The sequence below is a fragment of the Streptomyces sp. UW30 genome (genome assembly GCF_008042075.1).
Taxonomy (GTDB): domain Bacteria; phylum Actinomycetota; class Actinomycetes; order Streptomycetales; family Streptomycetaceae; genus Streptomyces.
The window spans coordinates 1,157,333-1,163,108 of sequence record NZ_RDBN01000053.1; the positions used below are offsets into that span (position 1 = coordinate 1,157,333).

3 protein-coding genes and 2 pseudogenes are annotated in these 5,776 nt (G+C 71.3%); 2 read left to right on the top strand and 3 right to left on the bottom strand.

Features of this window, described 5'->3' with window-relative positions:
• Window positions 1–284 precede the first annotated feature (284 nt).
• Together EAO75_RS39555 and sigJ are read right to left on the bottom strand one after the other, a co-directional pair.
• Window positions 285–1,505, bottom strand: coding sequence for an NAD(P)/FAD-dependent oxidoreductase (locus tag EAO75_RS39555; protein ID WP_147999883.1), 1,221 nt, complete (start codon window positions 1,503–1,505; stop codon window positions 285–287).
• A 130-nt stretch (window positions 1,506–1,635) separates the two neighbouring features.
• Window positions 1,636–2,583: an RNA polymerase sigma factor SigJ gene (gene sigJ / locus EAO75_RS39560; RefSeq protein ID WP_147999884.1), complete on the bottom strand. Its 948-nt coding sequence runs from the start codon at window positions 2,581–2,583 to the stop codon at window positions 1,636–1,638.
• Window positions 2,584–3,288: 705 nt separating this feature from the next.
• On the opposite strand from sigJ, the gene EAO75_RS39565 reads away from it, so the two are divergent.
• Entirely contained in the window at window positions 3,289–4,434 is a 1,146-nt protein-coding gene (locus EAO75_RS39565; RefSeq protein ID WP_148000554.1) for a flavin-containing monooxygenase, read from the top strand.
• Window positions 4,435–4,607: 173 nt separating this feature from the next.
• A pseudogene (locus tag EAO75_RS39570) lies at window positions 4,608–5,516 on the top strand (flavin monoamine oxidase family protein); the annotation flags it as partial.
• Between the two features lie 56 nt (window positions 5,517–5,572).
• Here the strand turns inward: EAO75_RS39570 and EAO75_RS39575 are convergent.
• Window positions 5,573–5,773 (bottom strand): annotated as a pseudogene (locus tag EAO75_RS39575) (FAD-dependent oxidoreductase); the annotation flags it as partial.
• Window positions 5,774–5,776 lie beyond the last annotated feature (3 nt).

Consider the following 5,776-nt stretch of genomic DNA (forward strand, 5'->3'; position numbering starts at 1 on the left):
ACGGCGGCGTGACGATCGCGAGGGAGCGGGCGCCCGGGCGGGCAAGGGGGCGGGTGCCGCGAAGGGCACGAGAAGGAGTGCGGCCGCGATCGCGGCTCGCCTGATGTTCTTGATCACACATCGTAGGATTGACCGCCTATAACTCGTTCGAGGGATTCAACTCGAACGAATGAGCCATGTGGATGCGTGAGTTCACCGGACAGGTGAGCCACGAGACGCCCGACCGGCGTTCGGGCGCCCGGCCCGCCCCCTTGCCCGCCCGGGCGCCCGCTCCCTCGCGATCGTCACGCCGCCGTCCTGACCTCCGAACCGTTCCGCACCGGCTCGGTCACGACACGGCGCCGCCGGGCCAGGGTGCCGACCGCCGGGTTGGCCACGCCCCATGCCGCGCCCTTGCAGATGAGTTCCTTGTAGGCGGCGGCGAGTCGTCCCGTCAGCGCGGCGCTGACGGCGCGGTCGTCGGCGGTGACGTACTGGATGAGACCTTCCTTGCGGCCCAGCGAGATGCACTGGTTGAAGTAGCGCAGGGCTGTGGTCGGCACCTTCGCGCCGGTCAGCCGGGCCGCGATGGCGTCGGCGGCCTGCCACGCGGTCGGGACGCCCGAAGCGCACGACATCCGCAGCGGCTTGTCGCCGGGGCCCGTCACCATGGCCGCGTCGCCGATGGCGTACACCTCGGGGTGCGACACCGAGCGCATGCTCCGGTCGACGACGATCTGGCCGGTGCCGGTGACCTCCAGGGTCGTGGCCTGCGCGATCGGGTGGACGGCGAAGCCGGCGGTCCAGACGGTCACCGCGGCCGGGACCGACGTGCCGTCGGCGGTGGTGACGTGGCCGGCCTCGACTGCTGCGACGGCGGTCTCCTCGTGCACCGTGATGCCGAGGTTGTCGACGACCTTCCGCAGGTGCCGGCGCCCCTTGGGCGAGAGCCAGTCGCCGAGGCCGCCGCGCACGGCGAGGGCGACGTCGAGGTCCGGGCGGGCCTCGGCGATCTCGGTGGCGGCCTCCACGCCGGTGAGACCACCGCCGACCACGACCACGGGCTGTCCGGCGTCCAGCCCGGCCAGGCGTTCGCGCAGGCGCAGTGCTCCCGGGCGACTGGCGATCTCGTGGGCATGGTCGGCCGTGCCGGGCACGCCGTGGTCGTTCCAGCCGCTGCCGAGGGCGTACACGAGGGTGTCGTACTCCAGCTCCTCGTACTCCGGCCCCTCGGCCTCGGCGGCCCCGTTCGCGGCGACCACGGTGACCGTCCGGCGGTCGGCGTCGACGCCCGTGACCTTGCCGAGCTTCAGTGCGACGCCGGTCCCCGCGAACATCTCGCTGAACGGCCGGGGCTTGAGCGACTGGCCGACCGCGAGCTGGTGCAACCGGACGCGCTCGACGAAGTCGGGCTCGGCGTTGACGAGGGTGATGGCGACATCGTCACCGTGCAGTCGCTTGGCGAGGCGTCCGGCGGCGGTGGCTCCGGTGTAACCGGCCCCGATGACGACGATGCGGTGCTGCATGTCCGTGCTCCTGTCTCGAGCTCTTCAGCGGATTCGCCCCCTTGAACCGGGCAGCCCACCGATCCCTGACAGGTATGGGATGTGAAGCACGTCACATCGCTACTCGGGAAACAAGCGATGCAGATCGCGATCAGAAAGCGCTGAGCAGCAACGGCTCCCCGTGGTCCTCCGCCGCCCAGACCCTGGTCGCCCGTTCGAGCTTGTCGGGGTTGACCTGGTTGCGGAACCCGGCGATGCCCTCGGCCGTGACCTCCAGGCACATGACGCCGATGACCCGGCCGTCGAGCACCGCCAGGATGGCGGGGTCGCCGTTGGCGAACGAGCCGTAGATCTGCGGCGAGCCGCCGGTCAGCGCACGCTTCGCCTCGCTCGGCTTGAACAGGCCCCGCATGAACTTGGCGACCGCGAGAGCACCCTCGAACGCCTTCGCGCGGGCCGGGATCTTCCCGCCGCCGTCGCCGATCGCGATGGAGTCCTGGGTGAGCAGCCGGACAAGCGGCTCGGTCCGGCCGCTGGTGGCGGCCGCGAGGAACTCGTCCACGATCCGGCGGGCGGTGTCCTCGTCCACCTCGGTGCGGGCCCTGCCCTCCGCGACATGCTTCTTGGCGCGATGGAAGATCTGCTGGCTGGCGGCCTCGGTGGTGTCGAGGATCTCGGCGATCTCCCGGTGCGGGTACTCGAATGCCTCCCGCAGCACGTACACCGCCCGCTCGTTGGGGGACAGCCGCTCCAGCAGTGCGAGTACGGCGTACGAGACCGACTCGCGCTGTTCGACGGTGTCGGCCGGGCCGAGCATCGGGTCCCCGGCGAGCAGCGGCTCGGGGAGCCACTGGCCGACGTAGGTCTCGCGCCGCACGCGGGCCGAAGTGAGCTGGTTGAGGCACAGGTTGGTGAGAACCTTCGTCAGCCACGCCTCGGGGACCTCGACCCGGTCGACGTCGGCGGCCTGCCAGCGCAGGAACGTATCCTGCACGGCGTCCTCCGCCTCGCTCGCGGAGCCGAGGAGGCGATAGGCGATGGCCTCCAGGCGGGGCCTGGACGCCTCGAACCGGTCCACGTCGCTCATGGTCAGGGCCATGAGGCCGGATCCTAACTCCCGCGACACCCGTCGCATCAGGGCGGCATGTCCGGACTCGCGCCAAGTCCACGCCACTCCCACAACCAGGAGACCTACGTCACACATCTCACCCACCCCTCCCACAGCCGTGATCGATCCGCAACCAATTCCGGGCTTGACCGAGACCCATCAACCGACCACGTGATTACGCTCCGGACCATGGCCGACACCCCCCAACACCCGGACCAGCACACCGCGGCCCAGCCGACCGCGGAGCAAGCGGCCGCGAACCAGCCGACCGCGGAGCAGTCCGTCGCGGACGAATCGGCCGCGGAGCAGCCCGTCGCAGACCAGCCCGTCACGAGCGAGCGCCTCGCTGAGCAGCCCGACGCGGACCAGCCGACCGCGGAGCGGTCCGTCGCGGACCAGTCGGCCACGGGGCAGTCCGTCGCAGACGAGTCGGCCACAGACCAACCCGTCGCAGACCAACCCGTCGCGAGCAAGCCCCCTGCTGAGCAGCCCGACGCGAACGAGTCGGCCGCGGAGCAGCCCATCGCGGACCAGCCGGCCACAGACCAACCCGTCGAAGACCAACCCCTCGCGAGCAAGCCCCCTGCTGAGCAGCCCGACGCGGACCAGCCGACCCCGGAGCGGTCCGTCGCAGACCAACCCGTCGCAAAGCGCCCCGCCACCGACCACCCCTCCACCGACCGCCCCGTCTACGTCATAGGCGGCGGCCCCGGTGGACTCTCCGTCGCGTACGCCCTGCGTGCTCAGGGGCTGCGTGCCGTCGTGCTGGAGAAGTCGGACCGGGTCGGGGCCTCCTGGCGGCGGCACTACGACCGCCTCCATCTGCACACCACCCGGCGGCTGTCGGGCCTGCCCGGCCTGCCGATGCCGCGTCGGTTCGGGCGCTGGGTGGCCCGCGACGACGTCGTGCGGTACCTGGAGAAGTACGCCGAGCACCACGACCTGGAGATCGTCACCGGCGTCGAGGTCTCCCGCGTCGAGCCCGCGCCCGACGGCACCGGCTGGCTGCTGCGCGCCACCGGCGGACGTGAACTGACCGGCGCCGCCGTCGTCGTGGCGACCGGCCACAACCACACCCCGCGCATACCGGACTGGCCCGGACGGGACACCTACACCGGCGAGTTCCTGCACGCAGGCACCTACCGCAACCCGGCGCCCTACGCCGGCCGCGACGTCCTCGTCATCGGCGTCGGCAACACCGGCGCCGAGATAGCCGTGGACCTGGCCGAGGGCGGCGCCTCCCGGGTGCGGCTGGCGGTGCGGACCGTGCCGCACATCGTGCGCCGCTCCACCGCCGGGTGGGCCGCCCAGTTCACCAGCGTTCTCGTACGGCGGCTGCCGGTCCGCCTCGTCGACCGGCTCGCCCGGCCCATGGCGAAGCTGAGCGTGCCGGACCTGTCGGCGCAAGGGCTGCCGCGCCCTGACACCGGGCTCTACAGCAGGGTCAGGGAAGGGGCGATCCCGGTCCTCGACGTCGGTCTGATCGACGCCGTGCGCAAGGGGCAGGTCGAGATCGTGGCCGCCGTCGACGGCTTCGAGGACGAGAAGGTCGTCCTCGCCGACGGCACCCGCGTCTCGCCGGACGTCGTCGTCGCGGCCACCGGATACGTCCGTGGACTCGAAGGCCTCGTCGGCCATCTCGACGTACTGGACGCCGGAGGCAGACCTGTCGTCCACGGCGCCCACACCACGAAGCAGGCGCAAGGCCTCTACTTCCAGGGCTACGTCAACCCGATCAGCGGCAACCTCCGCGAGATGGCGATCGACGCGCAGAAGATCGCCAAGGCCATAGCCGGTGACCGCGACGGCAACCGACGGGTCTCCCGGCTGCCGGTGACGTAGACGCCCTCAACTCTCTTACGTAGGTCTCCTGTTACTTGTGAGTCAGAAGTTGCGGGAGATCTGTACCGCGCCCTCGTGCGGAGCCAGAATGTGAGCCCTGTTCAGCTTTCCGGATCCACATTCCGGGCTCCACTTTCCGGCTCCACTCCCTCTCGCTACGACGGAGGACGCACGTGGCACGCGAAAGACACCTCTCCCGCCGCACCCTTCTCGGCGGCGCCGCCGGCGCCGTAGCCATCACCACCACCGCCGCCGCAGGCACCGCCTCGGCCGCCGCCACCCGCGAGGTCGAGGCCGACGTCGCGATCGTCGGCGCCGGGCTCGCCGGACTCACCGCGGCCCGCGACGTGGTGGCCGCCGGCAAGTCGGTCGTCGTCCTGGAGGCCCGCGACCGCGTGGGCGGCCGGGTGGTGGGCCTGAACCTCGCGGGCGGCGGCGTCACCGAGGGCGGCGGCGAGTTCATCGGCCCCACCCAGGACCGCATCAGGGCCCTCGCCGACTCCCTCGGCGTGCAGACCTTCACCACCTACAACACCGGCAACAACCTCCTCCACAAGGACGGCAGGAAGACCCCCTACGCCACCGACGGCATCCTCGGCTCCGTCCCGCCCATCGACGCGGCCGGGCTCGCCAACGCCGCGATCGTGCAGGCCAAGCTCGACGACCTGGCCAAGGAGATCCCGGTCGACGCGCCCTGGACCGCGGCGAAGGCCGACGAATGGGACCGGCAGACCTTCGAGACCTGGCTGCGGGCCAACGCCGTCATCCCCTCCGCCAAGTTCCTCTTCGACGTGGCCTGCACGTCGATCTTCTCGGCCGAACCCCGCGAACTCTCCTTCCTGTTCGTCCTCTTCTACATCGCCGCCGCCGGCAACGCGTCCCACCCCGGCACCCTGGAACGCCTCACCGAGACCGCGGGCGGCGCCCAGGAACTGCGCTTCGTCGGCGGCTCCCAGCTGGTCCCGGTCAAACTCGCCGCCACACTCGGCGACCGCGTCGTGCCGAACGCCCCGGTGCGCACGATCGCCAGGTCCGGCGCCAAGTACGTCGTGAGGGCCGACGGCATCACGGTCACCGCCAAGACCTCCTTCGCCACCCGCTCACCCGACCGCACCGCCCCGTCCATGAAGCCCATCCAGTACGTGGAGGTCTCCGTCCCGGCCCAGTGGATGCCGCCGACCGGCTCGCGCAGGGCGGGGCCGTACTGGGTCAGGACTCCGGGTGCGGCGATGGAGACGGGGCCGCCGCGGGTGTAGGCCTCGTTGTTCCAGCGTTGCAGCACGAAGGAGGTGGGGGAGGCCGCTTTCTCGCCGAAGTACGTCACGTAGTCCTTCAGCACGGC

Excerpts from the sequence above, each read along its gene's own strand:
- sigJ (WP_147999884.1), bottom strand. The coding sequence starts at position 2,583 with ATGGCCCTGACCATGAGCGACGTGGACCGGTTCGAGGCGTCCAGGCCC.
- EAO75_RS39555 (WP_147999883.1), bottom strand. The coding sequence starts at position 1,505 with ATGCAGCACCGCATCGTCGTCATCGGGGCCGGTTACACCGGAGCCACC.